Origin of the sequence: Paenibacillus sp. FSL R5-0473 (assembly GCF_038004565.1) — a bacterium.
GTDB classification, from domain to species: domain Bacteria; phylum Bacillota; class Bacilli; order Paenibacillales; family Paenibacillaceae; genus Paenibacillus; species Paenibacillus amylolyticus.
In genome coordinates, this window is the sequence record NZ_JBBORL010000001.1 from 4888046 (window position 1) to 4905753 (window position 17708).

General features: G+C 44.3%; 17 protein-coding genes. 5 read left to right on the plus strand and 12 right to left on the minus strand.

All coding sequences use genetic code 11. The annotated features are described in order from the left end of the window. Window positions 1–569: 569 nt before the first annotated feature. The 3 genes from MKY28_RS21465 to MKY28_RS21475 all read right to left on the minus strand — a co-directional run bounded on the left by MKY28_RS21465 (window position 570) and on the right by MKY28_RS21475 (window position 2590). Window positions 570–1745 (minus strand): YhgE/Pip domain-containing protein, encoded by a 1176-nt coding sequence (locus MKY28_RS21465; RefSeq protein WP_340936946.1) that lies wholly within the window; start codon window positions 1743–1745, stop codon window positions 570–572. A gap of 80 nt (window positions 1746–1825) precedes the next feature. After that, window positions 1826–2257 (minus strand): MarR family winged helix-turn-helix transcriptional regulator, encoded by a 432-nt coding sequence (locus tag MKY28_RS21470; RefSeq protein WP_036605963.1) that lies wholly within the window; start codon window positions 2255–2257, stop codon window positions 1826–1828. A gap of 165 nt (window positions 2258–2422) precedes the next feature. Further along, window positions 2423–2590, minus strand: a complete 168-nt coding sequence (locus MKY28_RS21475) for a DUF3934 family protein (protein WP_074093608.1) — start codon at window positions 2588–2590, stop codon at window positions 2423–2425. A gap of 312 nt (window positions 2591–2902) precedes the next feature. On the opposite strand from MKY28_RS21475, the gene licT reads away from it, so the two are divergent. From licT to MKY28_RS21490, 3 genes are all read left to right on the plus strand, one after another. Further along, window positions 2903–3763 carry a BglG family transcription antiterminator LicT gene (gene licT, locus MKY28_RS21480; RefSeq protein ID WP_340019287.1) on the plus strand — a complete coding sequence of 287 codons (861 nt, stop codon included), beginning with the start codon at window positions 2903–2905 and terminating at the stop codon, window positions 3761–3763. Window positions 3764–3948: 185 nt separating this feature from the next. Next, entirely contained in the window at window positions 3949–5847 is a 1899-nt protein-coding gene (locus MKY28_RS21485) for a beta-glucoside-specific PTS transporter subunit IIABC (RefSeq protein ID WP_340019286.1), read from the plus strand. 42 nt (window positions 5848–5889) lie between these two features. Beyond that, window positions 5890–7299 carry a glycoside hydrolase family 1 protein gene (locus MKY28_RS21490; RefSeq protein WP_340019285.1) on the plus strand — a complete coding sequence of 470 codons (1410 nt, stop codon included), beginning with the start codon at window positions 5890–5892 and terminating at the stop codon, window positions 7297–7299. 101 nt (window positions 7300–7400) lie between these two features. Here MKY28_RS21490 and MKY28_RS21495 read toward each other — a convergent pair whose 3' ends face one another. From MKY28_RS21495 to MKY28_RS21515, 5 genes are all read right to left on the minus strand, one after another. Beyond that, entirely contained in the window at window positions 7401–8621 is a 1221-nt protein-coding gene (locus MKY28_RS21495; RefSeq protein WP_036605966.1) for an MFS transporter, read from the minus strand. A gap of 32 nt (window positions 8622–8653) precedes the next feature. Beyond that, window positions 8654–9253, minus strand: a complete 600-nt coding sequence (locus MKY28_RS21500) for a TetR/AcrR family transcriptional regulator (protein ID WP_340020443.1) — start codon at window positions 9251–9253, stop codon at window positions 8654–8656. A gap of 120 nt (window positions 9254–9373) precedes the next feature. Continuing rightward, window positions 9374–10522, minus strand: a complete 1149-nt coding sequence (locus MKY28_RS21505; protein ID WP_340019284.1) for a trypsin-like peptidase domain-containing protein — start codon at window positions 10520–10522, stop codon at window positions 9374–9376. Between the two features lie 14 nt (window positions 10523–10536). Further along, on the minus strand, window positions 10537–11712 hold the full coding sequence (locus MKY28_RS21510) for an FxLYD domain-containing protein (RefSeq protein ID WP_340019283.1): 1176 nt from the start codon (window positions 11710–11712) through the stop codon (window positions 10537–10539). A 286-nt stretch (window positions 11713–11998) separates the two neighbouring features. Next, window positions 11999–12415 carry a VOC family protein gene (locus MKY28_RS21515; protein ID WP_036606080.1) on the minus strand — a complete coding sequence of 139 codons (417 nt, stop codon included), beginning with the start codon at window positions 12413–12415 and terminating at the stop codon, window positions 11999–12001. A 278-nt stretch (window positions 12416–12693) separates the two neighbouring features. Here MKY28_RS21515 and MKY28_RS21520 point away from each other — a divergent pair, with 278 nt between their 5' ends. Further along, window positions 12694–13449, plus strand: a complete 756-nt coding sequence (locus tag MKY28_RS21520) for a class I SAM-dependent methyltransferase (protein WP_340019282.1) — start codon at window positions 12694–12696, stop codon at window positions 13447–13449. Between the two features lie 112 nt (window positions 13450–13561). On the opposite strand, the gene pbp4 is transcribed toward MKY28_RS21520, so the two are convergent. After that, the gene (gene pbp4 / locus MKY28_RS21525) at window positions 13562–15655 is read right to left on the minus strand and encodes a penicillin-binding protein PBP4(5) (protein WP_340936950.1); all 2094 of its coding nucleotides are present in this window, start codon (window positions 15653–15655) and stop codon (window positions 13562–13564) included. A 177-nt stretch (window positions 15656–15832) separates the two neighbouring features. On the opposite strand from pbp4, the gene MKY28_RS21530 reads away from it, so the two are divergent. Next, window positions 15833–16237, plus strand: a complete 405-nt coding sequence (locus MKY28_RS21530) for a CBS domain-containing protein (protein ID WP_036605969.1) — start codon at window positions 15833–15835, stop codon at window positions 16235–16237. Window positions 16238–16351: 114 nt separating this feature from the next. Here the strand turns inward: MKY28_RS21530 and MKY28_RS21535 are convergent, their stop codons facing one another. The 3 genes from MKY28_RS21535 to MKY28_RS21545 all read right to left on the minus strand — a co-directional run bounded on the left by MKY28_RS21535 (window position 16352) and on the right by MKY28_RS21545 (window position 17606). After that, window positions 16352–16792 (minus strand): hypothetical protein, encoded by a 441-nt coding sequence (locus MKY28_RS21535; RefSeq protein WP_340936951.1) that lies wholly within the window; start codon window positions 16790–16792, stop codon window positions 16352–16354. Beyond that, the gene (locus MKY28_RS21540) at window positions 16789–17238 is read right to left on the minus strand and encodes an SMI1/KNR4 family protein (protein WP_340936952.1); all 450 of its coding nucleotides are present in this window, start codon (window positions 17236–17238) and stop codon (window positions 16789–16791) included. Before MKY28_RS21540 ends, MKY28_RS21535 begins: the two co-directional genes overlap by 4 nt. A gap of 179 nt (window positions 17239–17417) precedes the next feature. Next, complete coding sequence (locus tag MKY28_RS21545; RefSeq protein WP_340902181.1) at window positions 17418–17606, minus strand: GyrI-like domain-containing protein; 189 nt, start codon at window positions 17604–17606, stop codon at window positions 17418–17420. Window positions 17607–17708: the final 102 nt, after the last annotated feature.

Here is a 17708-nt window from a genome sequence, read left to right on the forward strand (position 1 = left end):
GTTGTTCAGTTTTCAAAGATCAAACTTGTTTCGTTACCGAATGTTGTTCTCTTCAGCAACTCTTATATAATATCATGTCCGAACCAACTTTGCAAGCTCTTTTTTTAAGTTTCTTTCGAAGCTTATTTCATTCGCTTGCCGCACCGTGTAAACAGTGTTTTCTTGGCCGGATTAATAATATATCACGTATAGATATTAATTACAATACTTAATTTAATAAAATTCATTTACTACAAATCAACTACCTTTACTGTGTTGCTCTCCTCTATCCCAGTGTAAAGTTTATTATAGCTTAAATGACATTCTTTCCATTCATACATCGTAATACATGTCTAATTGTTTTTAAACTTATCAGCCTACATCTCCTCTCATATATTTTAGCTTCATTAATATGCTCAATTTAGGTTGTCCTTTTATCAAGGTCATGCAAAATTACTGGGGGGCACTGTAAGTTACCACGAGTATAAGTAGAAGTATTATAGAAGATAAACAAAAAAAGTGATGCACGCATATAACTATACGTGAACCACTTTCTTGTGTGTTATTACATTATATATAGAAGGAAACTCTTAATGTTGTGCCTGTGCTGATGCTGGAGGCGTCATCATCATTTGTCCATTACCTGCTTTTTGCATGCCAACTCGCAGCAAAGTAATTCCCCACGTAATAATCGAGATTAACAGAAGATGAACCATGTATCCCCCAACTGCTTCTCCACTATAGATCAAACGCATAAATCCCTGTACCCCATTGGAAGCGGGCAGAAAGTTTCCGATATAACGGTAGAATGGCGCCAGCATCTCGGCTGGAATTATATTTCCTGCTGTCATCAACTGGAGCGGAATCATCGCTACATTAAATAGAGGACCTGCATTGCCAAACAGGGCAAAACTCATTTGTGTAAAACAGATACAAGCCAGACTCACCAGCACATGATACAGATACAAAGCGCCGAAGGAGCTCGCAACATCTGTGAACTGAAGAGCTACTGTATCCACAATTAGGGGAACAATCAAAGCTATACACAATAACAGCAATTGCCGTCCCCAGAAGATTTCCCATTTGGAATGGGTACGCTTCATGATATTCGACGTAATATTAAACTGAATATTCATAGTCATCGAAGCAATATAGGTGATAAAACCCAGAATCATGGGCAGCATCGATGTTGCAAAATCACTCACGCTGTTCGTTTTATTAATTTCAGCCTTCACAGGCCCTTCATTCATCTTCGCCATCGCTTGTCCAATAGTTGCACTCAGTTCATCGCTATTTATACTATCGTTATTGAGTGTCACTTGAACCTTGGATTCCAGAATCCCTTGACCCATTTGTGCAGTCATTCCGGTCGCAGCATGTTCCACAATGGATTTGGCTACATCGGCATTTCCCTGATTGATATAAAAGGGTAAGCTCGCCTCTGTGCCTCCTGCAATCTGGTCAGTGAATCCTTCCGGAATAACAATAACCATCGCATAGTTACCTGCATTCATCTGTTGCTCAGCTTCCTCGGCAGAACCCAGTACATTGACATGGAAAGGCGCGAGCGTTTCAATCTGCTTCTGCACCTCTTTTCCCTGTGTCCCGTCTTCGTTCACCAGAGCAACTTGAAGTTGATCCACTCTCTCCGTGGCTTGATGATAACCCGTCATCCAGATCACAACAAATAACAGCGGAACAATCAATGCAAAAACCAATCCTATTTTTGTCTGTGGCACTTTAAGAAAATCTTTGAAGCTTCTCATTCGTTCACGACTCCCATTAGTTAAAATTAAAATAATTGCACTACATATATATGCACATGCACATATTTGGTCAAAAAAATTTATTTCATCTTCTCATAGATGCGATTCATCACATTCATGAATGCTTCAAGCTCTTCAGGGGAACATTCGGCGAGTGCCTCTTGCTCTTGCTGTTTTGCCTTTGGTGTAAGAACGTTATTCATTTCCAGTCCTTCCGCCGTCAAACAAAGCAAAACCGCTCTGCGATCCTGTGGATCTTCTTCTCTTGTCACCAGACCTTTGCGAATCAACTTGTCTATAATTTTGCCTACCGTTGTCTGGTCCCGCACTGTTAACTCAGCCAGTTTTTTCTGTGATATATGGCTTCCAGCCTTGCTCAATTCATTCAAGACTGCAAATTGTTCCGGAGTAATATCCTGTTCACTCAGATTTCTGGTTGTTGTTTTTTTGTATGCCAGATACGTCCGTGACAGTATCAGTCCAAGTGGATTTTCATCCATATTAACAGGCATGCTGTTGCTCCTTTCTCTATATAGTAGCACTACCATCTAATTTGCGTAAGCTCTATATTATTACCATATTTACATTACTGTCAATTTAATTTTTTATCTTTTCAAGCAAAAAGAGACCCACCCGTTAGTCAGGCAGCTCTCTCCTCTGGCATCGTCAAGCCACACTTACTCGGGCTTGCCACTTGAAGTTTCGGTATCGTCCTTCTTCTTTGTACCTTTACTTTTATAAGGCTTCGGTGCACTTTTCGCCCGGTTAGCAGCGGCTTGCCAACGGTTCCATCCTTTTTTACCCGTACCACGGCCGGTGCCGCCTTTTCCTTTTGCATTGCTCATGTTATCACTCCAATAATCCTGTATATGCTTAAAAATGACCGTCCTCGGTAACTTATCATGCAACCCAGCCCATCTAATTCACTTCCAGCAATTCTTATTATACCAAAAATCCACGTCTTTACGTCCATTTCCATAAATCATTGTATTGTTATTCTGTTATGAAAGCGGTATAGTGGACATAATTGAAAGAGGAAGCTACGTCTTCTTCGGGATTGTTACTGGTAAGCAGGCGATACCCAAACCAAGGCTGTCTATTAAGCCTTAGTTTGGGTTTTTTGTTATTATTACGACCAATTGAGGTGAAACACATATATGATCATCCGTCAGATTTTTAACAACAATGTCATCCGGGCTGAGAACCAGGTTGGTCACGAATTTGTTGTCATTGGCAACGGTCTTGGCTTCAAAAAGAAAAATGGACAGCCTGTGGATGAGGATAAAATCGAAAAAACCTTTGTGCTTAAATCGGATAAAATACCACAAAAATTAATCGATCTGATTGGGGAAACGTCGGTCGAATATTTGAAGTTAGCGGACGAAATTGTGGGCCATGCCAAACAGGAGATGGGCGATATTTTTAGTGATAATATCTATATATCATTGATCGATCATATTCAGTTTGCCATTACCCGGTACCGTAAATCCGTCGGGCTGAAAAATTCCCTTTTGTGGCAGATCAAGAAGTTTTACAAGAAGGAGTTTGGGATTGGCATGAACGCTGTGGAGCTGATTCAGGAACAATTCGGCATCCAAATGGATGAACATGAAGCCAGCTTTATTGCGATGCATTTTGTAAACGCTCGTCAAGATGCTCAAGGCATGAAACAAACCGTTGAAATTACCGAAGTTATTGATGATATCTTCAACATTGTGACCAACCACTACCAGATCGCTCTGGACGAAAATTCATTTAATTATTCACGGTTTATTACCCATCTTCAATATTTTGTGCAAAGAATGTTGAGTAATGAACAGGAGCAATTTGCTTCAGGAGACAACTTTCTGTATGAACAGGTGAAGGACAAATATAGCAACGCTTTTGAGTGCACACAGCGGATCAATCAGTACCTTGAAGACAAGTTTGAAAGTGCTATGTCCATTGATGAAAAGGTGTATTTGACGATCCATATTCAACGTGTCACTTCCCGTAACGAGCTACTCGACACAGAATAAAAAAAAGCTTGCAAACGATTTCGGCGTCATATATAGTAGGTCTCACAACTTAACGACAAGGATTGTTACTGCTCAAGCAGGCGATACCTAAATGATTGGCAACAGGTCATCTTTCCGATGATCATAGCCATTCGTTTAGGTATTTTTTTGTTTTCAGGCAATCTTAACAACAAAGGAGAATGAACATGGATCATAAAAAAATGGGGGATGACATCGTTCGTCTCGTCGGCGGAGAAGCCAATATCAATGGTCTTGTCCACTGTGCGACCCGGCTGAGATTCGACCTGAAAGATTCGAAAAAGGCCGAACGCGAAACGCTTGAAAAGCATGACGGCATTATTACCGTTGTAGAAAGCGGCGGCCAGTTCCAGGTTGTCATCGGTAGTAACGTGGCTCATGTATATGCGGAGATCATGAAAAACCGAGATTTCGGAGGAGATTCCTCCTCATCGGCTGAGTCCACAGGGGAAAAAAACTCGCTATTATCCAAAGTTTTTGAAATTATATCCGGAAGTTTCTCACCGTTAATCCCGGCTATGGCAGGATCAGGTATGCTAAAAGCTTTGCTGACTGTCCTGACCATGCTCGGATGGATGTCGGATACAAGTGACACATACCTGATTTTATCTGCTGCCGGCAACGCTGTATTTTATTTCTTGCCTATCTTCCTCGGCATCACACTGGGTATGAAGCTGAAAGCCAATCCTTATGTAGCTGGTGTAATTGGTGCCGCTCTGATGGAACCGAGCTTCACCGGGCTGATGGATAAGGGCTCCGATGTATCATTCCTGGGTATACCGGTTGTCATGATGAATTATTCAGCCAGCGTATTCCCAATCTTCATATCGATTAGTATCTACGCTGTTCTCGATAAGTTACTCAAGAAAATCATTTTGAAAGACCTGCAATTGTTCCTTGTACCGATGATTGCTTTGATGATTATGGTTCCTCTGTCCGCAATGGCCTTTGGACCATTTGGCACCACAGTAGGTGACTGGATCTCTTCCGGCGTAACTTGGCTCATTGGTGTCAGCGGTATATTATCAGGGGTTGTACTGGGTGGTTTCATGACCTTCATGGTTGTGTTCGGACTCCACTGGGGCTTCACTCCAATCACGATACAGAACATCGGGGTTGGCGGCGATCCGATTGAAGCCATGGCTGCTGCAGCTGTATTTGCACAAATCGGTGTAGCCTTCGGTATTTTCCTGAAAGCCAAAAAGAACAAAACCCTGCGCACTCTTGCTGGCTCGACCAGCCTTACCGGTTTGCTTGCAGGAGTAACTGAACCAATCGTATATGGTCTGATCTTGCGTTATAAACGTGTGATTCCTATCGTGGTCATCGCAGGTGCGATCGGCGGTGCCATCAATGGTCACTTTGGTGTTAAAATGACTGCTTATGTGTTCCACAATATATTTGCCATTCCTGTCTATACACCAACGGTTGTCTACGTGATTGCGATTGCCTGCTCCTTTGCGGTAGCCGCGGTATTAACGGTGATGTTTGGTTATGAAAGCAAAAAGAAAGACACAGTTTCCGAGAAAGATGATTCTGTCTCCAGCACATCGGCTGAAAGTACGCCGGCTGAACTTCCTGTCGTTCCTGAGACCAAAACAACGGAGATCAAGAAAGAACAAATCTATAGCCCACTTACTGGTAAAGCCGTAGCACTGAGTACCATTAATGACCCGGCTTTTTCGACTGGTGCTATGGGGAAAGGTTTGGCGATTGTCCCTGAGATTGGTGAAGTTGTCGCTCCGGTAGACGGTGTTGTCACTTCCCTCTTCCCGACTGGACATGCCATTGGATTAACCACCAACGCAGGAACAGAAATCCTGATTCATATTGGCATCAACACAGTAGCGCTGAAGGGAAAACACTTCTCTCCAGTTGTTCAGGAAGGTGATATCGTCAGACAGGGCGATCTGTTGATCCAGTTTGACATCGATAAGATCAAGGAAGCCGGATACGAAACCGTAACCCCTGTCATTGTGACCCTAACGCAGCAAGAAGTGGATGTGTTCGAAACGAATCAAGAACATGTACAGAAAAACGATGTCCTGTTGACTCTCGTTGTCTGACCCAACTTATATTATATGAATTCAACTTAGGAGGAGCTAACTATGAAACATACTCAACTGAAACCATTTCCTAAAGATTTTTTCTGGGGAGGTTCAACCTCTGCCTATCAGATTGAGGGAGCCTGGAATGAAGATGGTAAAGGCCCTTCTGTCATCGACATGGGGAATCATGTGGAAGGCGTAACCGACTTCAAGGTAACCAGTGATCACTATCATATGTACAAAGAAGATGTGGCGTTGCTCGCCGAAATGGGCTTTAAAGCCTACCGTTTCTCCATCGCATGGACACGCATTTACCCGCAAGGAGCGGGTGAGGTTAATCCGAAGGGACTCGCCTTTTACGACTCTCTCATTAATGAATTAATTAAATACGGTATTGAACCCATTGTGACCATGTATCATTTCGATCTTCCTTATGCGCTTGAAGAAAAAGGGGGCTGGTCCAACCGTGCAACGATTGATGCTTTTGAACAATATGCCAAGACCCTATATGAGAACTACGGAGATCGGGTTAAATATTGGCTGACCATCAACGAACAAAATATGCTGATCCTGCATCCTGGCTCTCTGGGTACACTGGATACAACACTTGTTGATCCGCAAAAAACACTGTATCAGCAAAATCACCATATGCTGGTTGCTCAAGCTAAAGCCATGGTGCTATGTCATGATATGCTGCCTGAAGCCAAAATTGGCCCAGCTCCTAATATCGGTGTGATTTACCCGGCGAGCTCCAAACCAGAAGACACACTCGCTGCTGATAACTATGCTGCCATTCGTAACTGGCTCTATCTCGATATGGCGGTATATGGGCGTTATAATCATATTGCCTGGAGTTATCTCGAAGAGAAAGGATATACTCCCATCATTGAAGACGGAGATATGGACATCCTGGCTCAAGGAAACCCTGACTTTATTGCATTTAACTACTACACTTCCCAGACGGTTGGTGAAAGTCTGAACGATGGCAATGACTTCTCTCATACAGGAGACCAGCATGAAATCGTAGGTGAACCGGGCGCATATAGAGGATCTGTGAATCCTAATCTGCAAAAAACGGAGTTTGGTTGGGAAATTGATCCCGTGGGCTTCCGCTCTACCCTTCGCCAGATTTACTCCCGTTATCATCTGCCATTGATTGTTACGGAAAACGGTCTGGGGGCCTTTGATAAACTGGAGGAAGGCGACGTGGTTAACGATCCATATCGTATTGAGTTCTTCAAGAAACATATCGATCAGATTCAACTGGCAATTACGGACGGCGTGGATGTATTTGGCTTCTGCCCTTGGTCTGCGATTGATCTGGTCAGCACACATCAAGGGTCGAGCAAACGTTATGGATTCATCTATGTGGATCGTGAGGAATTCGATATCAAGGAATTGAGACGTATCCGCAAACAGAGTTTCCACTGGTATCAAAAACTGATTGAAACGAATGGAGAAATTCGTTAATACACCTGATATTAAAAAAGTCGACTGCACAAGTTTCATGTGCAATCGACTTTTTGGTTTTTGATGAATTGATGTGGGAGCTTTCTTTTCCAATTATAAAATTACATTTCAGCCTTCGGTTGTTTTACCGCTTTGGCCCCTCTAAGTACCCGTAGGGATAAAAGGAAACAGATCGCCAGAACGGCAGCTGCCGACACATAAGGATAGTTAATATTCACATCGAATAATGCTCCAGCTACGATCGGACCTGCGATATTCCCCAAACTGGTATAAGCCGAGTTCAGTCCGGCCACAAAGCCTTGTTGTTCTTGTGCCAGTTTGGACATCTGTGTACTGATCGCCGGACGCAAAATGTCCATACCCAGAAAGACGATAAACGTTACGACAAGAATCATCCAGTACGTACTTACAAACAAGGTCAACAGTACAAATACGGCTACAAATAACAGACAGACCGATATAACCATCTTTTCACCAAACCGGTTGAGCAACCAACCGATCAGAGATACTTGTACAACCGCACCCGCGATGGAACCAAAAGTAATAATAAATGCAATGTCTTTGGTCGTGAAGCCAAACTTGTGATCCACAAATAGTGAAAATACCGTCTCATAGTTCGCCAGACCAAATGCCATAACAAACACAATAATCAAGCTGAAAAAGTACGGTTCACGGTATGAATTCAGCAATTGGGATACCATACCCGGAGCTTTGACCTTCGTTAAACCAGGGATAGGTTTACTTTGTTCTCCTGTACTTCGTGCAGATTCCGGCAAAATAATCAATGTAATGATGGATGCCAGCAAACCGGCAACCCCAGCGGCGTAGAATGGAATTCGAATGCCAAAGTCCGCAATGTATCCACCAATTCCCGGACCGATGATAAATCCGGTTGTAATCGCTGCATTAATCAAGCCCATACCTTTGCCGCGTTCTTCCTCTGTTGTAATATCTGCGGTGTAAGCCATAACCGCCGGGAAGATCATCGCCGCACCAATACCGCCTAACATCCGGGCTGCGAAGAGCAAGACTGGTGCATTGACCGCACCAAACATAAACTCGGATACGGCAAAGATCAGCATGCCGCCAACGATAATTTTTTTACGTCCCCATGTATCCGACCAACGACCCGCAAGCGGGGAGAACAGAAACTGGGTGAAGGAAAATGCCGCTACCAGCAATCCAACCGTGAATCCGGTGATATGCAGTAGATCCATATACGCAGGCATGATCGGTACAACCAGACCAATACCCGTAAAAACGAGAAAAATATTAAACATTAACAGCAGCAGTGCGCCCCTGTTCCGTGTTAGTAATGCCATGATTCCATCCTCCGTAGTTGTCAAAATGTTGCTTAAGCTTTATCTTTTGCAATCCCGTGCAAGAGTACACTAGCGGCCTGACGATATAGAGCGAGAGCCTGATCAGGTTCCATCCCCCGTGACATCTGACTAAGACCAATAATGGTACTTTCCAGTATCAGTGCAAGATTGTCTACATTGTCTGCTTTGAACTCACCGTTCTCAATGCCTTGGTCTATCATTTGTTTATTAAATTGAATATGCCGCTCAAACATTAAGGAGATCCGCTCCTCAATATCGTTTTCTTTCTTTTCCCCTGTGAAGAACTCATCAGCCGCCTTTGTCAGCGGGTGATTCATATCGTCCAGAACTAATTGTTCCGCCAAACCATAAATCTTCTCCGTGGAGGTACGATAGAGATGTTCTTTGGCCGCCCAACTCGCTTGCCACTCCCGATCCCACTCATCGATTAGATAGAGGAACAGACCTTCTTTACTTTTAAAATGGTAATATATATTGCCTTTGCTGCTGCCCGTCGCAGCTACAATATCCTCAATGGACGTTGCTTTATAACCTTTTTGTACAAAAAGGGCTTTGGAAGCATCCGCAAGTTTTTTCTTGGTCTGCTCAGTCTGTAGTTGTTTTTTATTCATATTCATTCCATTTCACTCCGTCCCATCCATACTGAACATTCGTTCTGTATTTTAACAGATGCACCCAATATAAGCAATGAAAAAGGAGAATTGGCACGCATGCCCACTCTCCCTCCACAATCATTTCACTTTTTTACCTTTACCATGCAATATTTTCAGTTGACCATTCTCATAACCTAACTGATACTCGACCCGATATTGCGATATTATATATTCCCCATCTTTGCGTTCATTTGCTGTAATCGTTGCCTTCACTTCCATCTCGTCATCGCCTTTATTGACTGAGGATACCTCACTGATGGTCACCTCACTTGTATTCAGATATCCTTCTCTGAACTTGGCATATGTTGTAGCACTCTGCCACTCGCTTCCGAGCAGTGCATAGGCCGTGACATAATCACTCAGATTAAGGCTTGTATAAAAGTCCGTTACAATTCCTTCTGCTTGCAATGTCTTAGTGGCTGAACCCAAGTCAGTATCTCCAACCGTCCGTACCGACGTTGTGCCAGAAGGATTTTTGGACCATGCCTGAACCTGCTTGAGCACACTAGTCATAGGAATACTGAATCCTATTCCCCCCTCCTGTTCCACGACCGCCGAATTAATGCCGATCACTTCACCAGTCTCCGCACTAATGAGTGGTCCACCACTGTTGCCATGGGTTATTGGTGCCGAGATCTGATAGAGGTTACTATAGATGTAAGGCGCTATTTCAAAGCTACGCCCCAACCCACTGATGATTCCGGTTGTTACGGTGTTCTCTAGCCCAAGTGGACTACCCAATGCCAGAATCTCGTCTCCGGTCTCAGCTTTGGATTTGGCGATGATTAACGGTTTAACTTTTTTCAAATCAGGAACTCTGACTACAGCTACGTCTGTTTCATCACCAATACCAATAACCGTCCCCTTATATTCCTCATGGTTCAAGGTCCGAATAGTTACTTCATTCGCCCCCTCCACTACATGGGCATTGGTCACGACATCTCCCTGATCATTGTAGAGAAAACCGGAGCCCAATCCGCTGCTACTCTCGATCGTTACAACTTTCTTCTGGCTTTCTTCTATAATCTGTTTGCGTGTCTTCTTCACAGGTTGCTTGGAGGCAGTCGTGGCTGCCGCATTTTCCGTTTCCTTCGCGACAACAACTGCCAGTCTGGGCCCATCCTGCAACTGATCTGCTGAATGCTGGTGTATCCAGAACACGCCCCCTGCTCCAGCACCAATAATAATAGCACTGGATATGATCATACTCCATGTTCGTTTGGTCATTCCAACCTGTCCTCCTATTCGAGATACCACGTTGCATTCACAACAGAGATTTCCGCTTCCTCGTACACACCATAATAATAGGTTTCAAAAAAACCTTCTTCCCCCACATCCAGCCAGCTTGGATACACATCTGCATAAGTTTGGCCCAGATACATACCGTCTATATTATAAATATCAATCAACACTGTAATGGAAGAGATCGGACGAGTTGCATTATTGATCAATGAACCGCTAATATAAAGATCCCCGTACATATCAAGCGTCGCATCAACGTTCACGACACTTACTGCCGCCGTTCGATTCATCAGATCTTCTTCTGCAGCCTGTTGCTCCGCCAGTTGAATCCGATCCGCTTCCGCTTTTTCAAATGCCTTTTTTTCACTGAGCACCCGTTCACGATACGAAGTCAGTTTTTCATTTTCCGGCGCATAGGACAATCCCTGGTCGACCGTTTGTAACGCAATTGTGAAATTCTTTTGCTTTACTTGCTGTTCCGCCTCTTTATAACTTATGCTTGCGAGCTTGTCGACAATTTGCTTCTCTACTGTCTCAGCTTCCTTGCCTTTCAAGTCTGATATGGTGTCCAACTTCTCGGCTAGTGCCTCAATTGTTGTCAAACTGTCGATTTCCTTTTTCAACTTTAATACGGCCAGTGTTACCTTTCTGTTGTTGAATGCGGTACGCACTTTGGCAAAAACAGGTTCTTCCCGCTCCATCAACGCTTTGGCTACAGCCTGAATGGTCTTGTCTCCTGCGGACAGCTTTCCTGTCTTCAGACTTGTGGATGCCTCATCCAGCTGATTCATCAAGTTGAACGCCTTCGCCGTAATTTGCCGATCCTGTATAAGTGCATCATAGTTCGGTCGTTTCGTTAGAGCGCTGTCCAGCAGTTGGAGAGCCTCTTTATATTTTCCCTCTAGTGCAGCCTGTTCCGCCTGTTGGTGCAGTGATTTAACCTCTGCATTTATACCTGTTTCCTGCTTGTAATAATACGTTAGCAAAGCTCCTACAACTACTGCCAGAAGTATGGGAATAATCCAGCTAAATGCAAGGCCTTGACCCGTATTTCCCTGTTTGGAAGCTGGTTGCTGCTGACGGGACAACGAATCAATTGCTTTTTGCGTTCCTTTATCCAAGTCAATGGCTGTTTCTGCCCAGATCTGTTCCTCTGTAGAGCTTGTTTCTTTCAATTTGGTTCTACACTTTCTGCACGTGTTATCCGCCGGACTGTTTTTGGTCCCACATACATGACAATACACCCTGATCCCTCCACTTAAGAACATATGTATACTTCGCTTTCCCGGGGTTCGCCTATCGCATCAATTGCTAAAAAACACCAACATGAATCGATATTTATCATATAGTAAAAAGGAATATTACACCATATGTTCTATAGATCTCATGTTTAAACGAGTCATAATGGATGCAAAAGAACCTTCCTATAGATCTAGGAAGGCTCTAGTTATTTTCATTTTATTACTCCGAAGGAAAAGCGCTGAGATCCATATAGGAAACTTCCCACAGGTGATCATCCAGATCCTGAAAACTCCATCCATACATGAATCCGTGATCCTGTGGTTCGTTGGATGGCTTCCCTCCTGCATCGAGGGCAGCTTGTACAATCACATCTACCTGCTCACGGCTATCTACAGACAGGGCAACGATGACTTCGGTTGTATCGGCGGCATTGGAGATTTTTTTCGAAATGAAGGATTGGAAACGTTCCTCCACCAGAAGCATGGCATAAATATTATCCCCGATAATCATACAAGTAGCAGACTCGTCCGTAAAATTGGCGTCAAACTCAAATCCCACCTTAGTAAAAAACTCAACGGATTTCTTCAAATCTTGAACAGGTAAATTGACAAAAATCTGCTTAGCACGAATAGCCACCATCGATCACCTCGAACTCATAGAATACATTCCACCTCAAAATAACACCTCGCGTATACGCTGTCAATTGAATATAATGAAGACAATCCAACTTGTGAGGTGACACGGATGTTGCTCCGTATTGTTCGAAGTAATTAGTCGTCGGGCTGGGTCAAAACGCGTACCAGCTATCAAGGGATACGTCTGTCCATTTGATCCTATTCGACCATTTACATTAGAACGATTGGGCACAACTCTCTTGTCCTGTTCAAACAAACTCACATTGGAGGAATATGAAAATGAAAAACAAAATAGATTACGCTGACTTTTATGAACGAGTAGGCCGGACGAATGGCTGGAACTTCAGCTCCATGAACGTTGTCTCGGAGAACATCGGATGGAACTTCTATGAGGAAGTTGTTCGCCATACGCGATCGTCCGATCTGTTGCTGGATATTGGAACAGGTGGTGGAGAAGCTATTCTGTCCATTGCGGAAGATGCCTTATTACTGGTGGGAATTGATCTCGCTCAAGGAATGATTGAGACCGCACAGCATAACCTTCAGGCTACGGACGGTCATTCCAATGTACGCTTTCTTCATATGGACGCAGAAAAACTGGCTTTTCCAGATTACTTCTTTAATGTGGTATCTTCCAGACACTCTAGGTTCTCTGCTTCAGAAGTATTTAGAGTTCTTGCTCAGGGTGGGATATTTCTAACCCAGCAGGTCAGCGAACATGATAAATCCAACCTTTCAGAAGCTTTTGGCCGTGGACAGAGTCTTGGCATTCAACCTGGCACATTGATGGAACGATACAAGCATGAACTTCAAAGAGCAGGTTTCCATGACATTCAGGCCCGTGAATATAATGTGGTGGAGCATTACGCTACACCTGAAGATTTGATGTTTCTCCTAACCCATGCACCCATCATTCCCGATTTCGGAAAGGTAGACACTGACTTCGAGCGATTCCAGCAGTTTGTGAAAGAAAATCACGATGAGAAGGGCATTCATACCAACTCGGCACGCTTCATGATTACTGCTCGGAAATAAATGATTCCATATTGAATAAAATGAAATAAAAAAGACCCGGTCACATGTGAGAACTATAACATGGTTACCGGGTCTTTTTATGATGTTTGCGAGGCTATATATTAAATCGGATTTACTGCGTAATCTCCAACTTTTCCAAAAAAGGCTTTAATTTATCTACGACATAGTGGCTTCCACCTCGGCCGTTCACCTCTTCAATTACAGCGGATAACAGGAAGGTCGGAGAGTCGGTATCAAACACTACGAAAAATCCGTTTTCCTGCCCCTTCTCTCCCTTCTTTGCTTTCAGTTCCGCTGTTCCCGTCTTGCCCGCGAGTCCTCCAGGAATTGAATTCAAGGTGTGGGCCGTACCTCCCTGCCGGGAAACAACTTCTCCCAAAGCATCCTTAACCGTATTTGCGGCTTCCGGAGTAATAATTACCTCAGGCTCAGTGTTTTCTTTTCCCTCGATCAGAACAGGTTTCACCAGCTTCCCTTCATTAATAAAAGGTGTAAATGACGATGCCAGATGAATCGGGGACATTAACATCTCCCCTTGCCCGTAGGACGTATCAGCGAGTAACACCTCAGACGACAGATCAAGATGTGCTTCGTTGGCATATTGGCTCGGCTTCAGATACAATTCATCCAGTCCAAAGTTATCGCCAAAACCAAATTTCTGGATTCCATCAATAAACTTGGCACTCCCCATCTCGATCGCTTCCATCGCAAAGTATATATTGTCCGAGTACACTAGTGCATCGACCATGTTAACCGGGGATAAACTCTTCACACGCTTAACATAATAACCGCCCCAACTATCGTCTTTACGCCATTGCAAGCCAGAGATATCATGTGTTTTGTCCGCTGTGGTCACCTTCTCCATCAGTCCCGCTGCGGCTGTAATCGCTTTGAAAGTTGATCCTGGTGCATACCGGGTAGTGACTCTGTTGATAAAAGGAAGCTTCTCATTCGCCGAATAAGCATCCCACTCTACCTGAGTAAGTCCTGTGACCATTTTGTTCGGGTTATAGGAAGGCGCACTGACTAACGCCAGCAGGTTGCCGTCCGTCGGATTCATCAGAACCATTGCACCGGCGTCTCCACCACTGGATAAAGTCTGATACAATTTCTTTTGTTGTTTGGAGCTAATCGTCAGCTGAACATCCTGTCCATCTACAGCTTCCTTGCGAATAAGCTCAGAACGAGAGTTACCGGATTCATCGGTGATTTCGATCAGACCACCACGTTCACCACGCAGCTGCTTCTCCATGGACTGCTCCAAACCCGCTTTGCCGATCCAATCTTCTGCGCGATAATACCCTTCCGTATCCTTATCCAGATCTTCCTTGGTGGCTTTGCGCACGTAACCAATCAGATGCGCAGCCGCCTCGCCGAGTGGATAATATCGGATTTCCTTGCTTTGCATCGTAACCCCGCTTAAAGATTCTGGTACGTCAAACTCCTCCGTTGAACCAATCGGGACAAAATACTCCGGCTTCACCCATGTCTGCGCAAGCGCCTTATGAATGGCATCTTCCGAAACCTGATAATGGCTCGCGATTCGGGCAATCATCTGGTCCGGGTTATCACCAAGTTTCTCAGGTACAATGCCCCATTCATTCATCGTGCCCTTGGTAGCGAGTGGCAAACCATCACGATCCACAATGTCTCCACGATCCGGGAACAGTGTCCTCACTCGTACCTTACTGCCCTTAACCATGTCATCCAGGATCAGTGAAGGCTGCCAGTTAATTTGCCAGTTTTTGTCGCCGTCCTCAAGCTCCTGCCGGACCAGTTTCAGTGTATGTGTCTCACTAACTTCTCCCAAAAAGGTTGTCAGTTGCAGATCATAGTCCACTTCATACGTATCCGCGTCTTTATTCTCTGCAGCTGTCTTACCGTCATCAGACGCCGTTTCAGCAACATCCACAGGCTTAACCTCCGCCTTGACGGTGGATACTTCCATGCCCGAATAGATCGCATTGTATTTATCGACAAATTGTTCCTTGTTCATGCCCGAGTCTTGTAGCGAAGCAGGCGTCATCAACGTATACAGCTGGTCAAACTCTTTTTTCTGCAGATGCTCTATGTACTGATTCACGGTGGTCTGGGGCTTGGCTTCTGCTTCTTTGTTATTGTTATTCTGCATGTATAGATACATTCCGATTCCACCTGCAAATAAGATGGGCAGCAGTCCGTACATTAATTTACGTTTGGATTTCATGGTTACATCACCTCTAATATACACTATAGATTTCCAGAGCCAATTAAACAATGAAACAAATCTGACGAATTTATCATTAAAAATAGCCGAAAGCTCACATAATATGTTTAAATAAGGAGAGTGAGATTACATACTAAAGCTTTTTTGCTATGCAAAAGGCTGAAAAGGAGCCCGATGATGGAAATCAGCTATTTTTTACTCCCCAAAGCCGAAGTGGCCTATATCAAGTCTACCGCTTCCATGAAAGATGCTATTGAGCAATTGGAATCGCAACACTACACCGCCGTTCCCGTGATTGACCAGGATGGAAAATATGTTGCTACCCTGTCCGAAGGCGATTTGTTATGGAAAATGCGAAATACACCCGGATTGACTTTTGATACGATGGATCAGGTTCAAGTCCATGAGATTAACAATCGGGTATATAATGAATGTGTATTCATTGAGGCTGAAATGGAGGATATGCTGACACTTGCAGCAGACCAAAATTTTGTGCCCGTGGTGGATGTCGATCGTGTCTTCCTCGGTATTATCCGTCGTAAGGATATTATTGAATACTATACGCGTAACATTTCGGATTAGATGAAGTCAAACATCCTGTAATAAACGAATATTCAACTCGAAAGGGTACTCCTGTGGTCATGTTTTGGCCAAACCGGGGTACCCTTTTTGTTTCATGGTCTGGTCGGAATCATTCTACTTGCGCTTAGCCCGCTCATCAATGTAATAACTCAACACGTCCCTCGGACTTCCCTGAAATGCACGCTCTCTGCCGAACTCATACGCCTGATGCAAATACGAATACGCCTCGTCATGCTGTTCAAGTCTCATGCAGATCATGCCGAGATCGATCAACGGACTTGTACTTCTATCCGAACTCCGCGTACTTAACGATATCTCAGCCCACGGCTTCGCCAGTCCATACTGCTTCAGGTCGATATGTGCATTCGCATGACAGGATGCGATCCAGCTTGCAATCTCCCATTCCATCTTCGGCTCGGGCAACATGCCCCATGCCTGATCATAATAGATAAGTGCTTGTTCATGCTGCTGCGTCTCATCCAGCACATTACCGACTTCTACCGTTTCTACAATTTGTCGCTCCAGTTCGGCATGTTCCGGTGTTAGATCTTTCATTGCACCGTATCCTCCTCCAGAACGAAATACCACTCCAGAAAAGCATTGAAATCAGCCCACTGCGGCTCACTCTCGCCATTAAAGAACCGTTCAATCGATTCGCCCAGTTCCACCAGCACCACTTCTCCCGTCTGACGGTTGTAGAAAAATCCACCTTCACCTTCAAAACTGTCCAGTGGAATATACGCCTCGGGAAGTCCCAGTGTAAGCTGTGCTACATTCATGTCTTCCATATATACGGTATTCTCCATAAACCAGCAGATCTGATACAACTCCTGATGCCTGCTGTAGAAAGTTGGTCCATCCTCTGCATGTAAATAAAATTGTGCAAAATCCGATTGAAGATCAATTCCAAGCTTCCGCAATGCTTCTTCGTAGGCTGCTGGAACATCTTCATGCCACCAGCCTTGCTCCTGGCAATGATCAATCACTTTATTGGATAACATCGCAGACCTCCTAATTCAATTTTGCTCACACAGATTTTACAGGTATCCAGACTTGGGGAGGTGTGCCGTGACCTCTGTACACTTCAAGTTCCGGAATCCCTGCATGCTGATATGAAGTGGAAGGAAACCACTCTGTCATAATATGGTGCCACAACCGTTGTATCGCCTCCGGCTTTAATTCATCCCACCAGACCGGGAATAGCTCCGTTATTGAACCCGTTTAAAAGTTCCTCAATGCCGTCTGCCAAAGCATCCTGCCACATCTTAGGAATTTCTCTTAAATTCTCTCCACCCACACAAGAGAACGTTCGTTTGATGCCCACAAAGGTAAGGGACTGTTGTTCGATCACATTATCATTCACATTCATTAGATGGACTCCTCTCCGAGAGCGATACGGGGCACGGTTCTCCATGACCCATTCATGAAGACATTGTTCCATACACGATATATACCTCCGATATGTCCTACA

Coding starts and splice junctions, on each gene's coding strand:
- MKY28_RS21465 (WP_340936946.1), bottom strand. CDS start 1,745: ATGAGAAGCTTCAAAGATTTTCTTAAAGTGCCACAGACAAAAATAGGA.
- MKY28_RS21470 (WP_036605963.1), bottom strand. CDS start 2,257: ATGCCTGTTAATATGGATGAAAATCCACTTGGACTGATACTGTCACGG.
- MKY28_RS21475 (WP_074093608.1), bottom strand. CDS start 2,590: ATGAGCAATGCAAAAGGAAAAGGCGGCACCGGCCGTGGTACGGGTAAA.
- licT (WP_340019287.1), top strand. CDS start 2,903: ATGATCATCCGTCAGATTTTTAACAACAATGTCATCCGGGCTGAGAAC.
- MKY28_RS21485 (WP_340019286.1), top strand. CDS start 3,949: ATGGATCATAAAAAAATGGGGGATGACATCGTTCGTCTCGTCGGCGGA.
- MKY28_RS21490 (WP_340019285.1), top strand. CDS start 5,890: ATGAAACATACTCAACTGAAACCATTTCCTAAAGATTTTTTCTGGGGA.
- MKY28_RS21495 (WP_036605966.1), bottom strand. CDS start 8,621: ATGGCATTACTAACACGGAACAGGGGCGCACTGCTGCTGTTAATGTTT.
- MKY28_RS21500 (WP_340020443.1), bottom strand. CDS start 9,253: ATGAATAAAAAACAACTACAGACTGAGCAGACCAAGAAAAAACTTGCG.
- MKY28_RS21505 (WP_340019284.1), bottom strand. CDS start 10,522: ATGACCAAACGAACATGGAGTATGATCATATCCAGTGCTATTATTATT.
- MKY28_RS21520 (WP_340019282.1), top strand. CDS start 12,694: ATGAAAAACAAAATAGATTACGCTGACTTTTATGAACGAGTAGGCCGG.
- pbp4 (WP_340936950.1), bottom strand. CDS start 15,655: ATGAAATCCAAACGTAAATTAATGTACGGACTGCTGCCCATCTTATTT.
- MKY28_RS21530 (WP_036605969.1), top strand. CDS start 15,833: ATGGAAATCAGCTATTTTTTACTCCCCAAAGCCGAAGTGGCCTATATC.
- MKY28_RS21535 (WP_340936951.1), bottom strand. CDS start 16,792: ATGAAAGATCTAACACCGGAACATGCCGAACTGGAGCGACAAATTGTA.
- MKY28_RS21540 (WP_340936952.1), bottom strand. CDS start 17,238: ATGTTATCCAATAAAGTGATTGATCATTGCCAGGAGCAAGGCTGGTGG.
- MKY28_RS21545 (WP_340902181.1), bottom strand. CDS start 17,606: ATGAATGTGAATGATAATGTGATCGAACAACAGTCCCTTACCTTTGTG.